We start from the raw sequence: 1,398 nt of genomic DNA, 5'->3' as shown, positions 1-1,398 counted from the left end.
AAGCGTGCAGGGACCGGACGGCGACTGCGAGGGTGACGGCGACGGCGGGGACGAGGGCGACGGCCCCGTGGTCGGTGACGTCGGCGTCGGTATGCCGTTGCAGGTCACGCCGTTCATGGCGAAGTTCGTCGGAAGCGGGTTGCCGCCTGTCGACGACCCGTTGAAGCCGAACGACACCGTGGCGTTGGTCCCGATCGAGCCGTTGTAGCTCACGTTCTTGGCGGTCACCGCCGAACCGCTCTGGGTCAGCGTCGTGTTCCAGAACTGGGTCACCGCCTGGCCGGCGCCGAAGGTCCAGGTCAGTGTCCAGCTGGTCACCGGGTCGCCCAGGTTCGTGAGGGACACGTTGGCGCCGAAGCCGCCCGGCCACTCCGACGACACGGCGTAGTTGACCGAGCAGCCCGCGGCCGCGGCGCCGGCGGGCAACGCCACCAGCACGGTCGTCGACGCCAGCAGCGCGGCGCCGGCCGTCAACAGGCCGACGAGGGTCGATCTGTTCTTTGACATCAAACACCTCCTGATAGGTAGGCGGACCGTTCCTGACTCAGGAATGTGACCGCTAACAGTCGTGCCGCGTATGCTAGCGGGAGCGCTCCCAGTCGCACAACCACGCGCATCGATCAGCTGTGCCAACGCAACCCCGTGCACACTCGCTTAGCGCTCGACTGATCGCGACTCGACCACAGGCCCGATCGGGCTATGCCAATGTGACCGATCACTTGCAAACCTCGGTGATGGGTGCCGTACGATGCGAGGCAGGGAGCCGTATCGATGTTCGAGCGCCGCTGCCGGCCGCCGCCGACCCCTGGGCAGGGGAGTCGAAGCGCATGCCGGGCAGACGGGCGGGCGCACCCCACTCACCTCGGGAGACTCCCCATGCATCCACGACGGCGCCGTACGGCGCTACTCGCCGCAGCCGCGGCACTGCTGTCAGCCCTGACCGCCGGGGCGCTACTGGCCGCTCCCGCCGCCCAGGCCGCGAGCGGCTGCCAGGTCAGCTACACGGTCGCGTCCCAGTGGCCGGGCGGCTTCAGCGCCAATGTCGGCATCACCAATCTCGGCTCGGCCATCAACGGCTGGACCCTGAACTGGACCTTCACCGCGGGCCAGACCATCACCCAGTCGTGGGGCTTCACCGCGAGCCCCGCGTCCGGCACGGTCACCGCCCGCAACGTCGACTACACCGCGGCCATCCCCACCAACGGAACGGTCAGCGTCGGGTTCAACGGAGGCTGGAACAACACCGCCAACCCGGTGCCCACCTCGTTCACGCTCAACGGAACGGCCTGCACCGGCTCGGTGTCCAGCCCGGCACCGAGCGCGACCCGCAGCACGGCACCCAGCCCGTCGCGTTCGGCGACGCCGTCCCCGTCGGCCAACCCCGGACAGGTCCCGGCC

The 1,398-nt window shown here is 69.4% G+C and carries 2 protein-coding genes; one reads left to right on the top strand and one right to left on the bottom strand.

Annotation, left to right across the window (positions count from 1 at the left end; all coding sequences use genetic code 11):
* Positions 1–507, bottom strand: a 507-nt coding sequence (locus tag QEZ54_RS36180) for a cellulose binding domain-containing protein (RefSeq protein ID WP_281309302.1), incomplete at its 3' end; no start/stop codon positions are given.
* Positions 508–876: 369 nt separating this feature from the next.
* Here QEZ54_RS36180 and QEZ54_RS36175 point away from each other — a divergent pair.
* On the top strand, positions 877–1,398 hold a 522-nt coding region (locus tag QEZ54_RS36175; protein WP_281309301.1), incomplete at its 3' end, for a cellulose binding domain-containing protein.

The sequence above is a fragment of the Catellatospora sp. KI3 genome (assembly GCF_029948125.1).
Lineage (GTDB): Bacteria > Actinomycetota > Actinomycetes > Mycobacteriales > Micromonosporaceae > Catellatospora.
The sequence above is the reverse complement of the archived record's forward strand: the minus strand, read 5'-3'. Positions and strand labels throughout refer to the sequence as shown.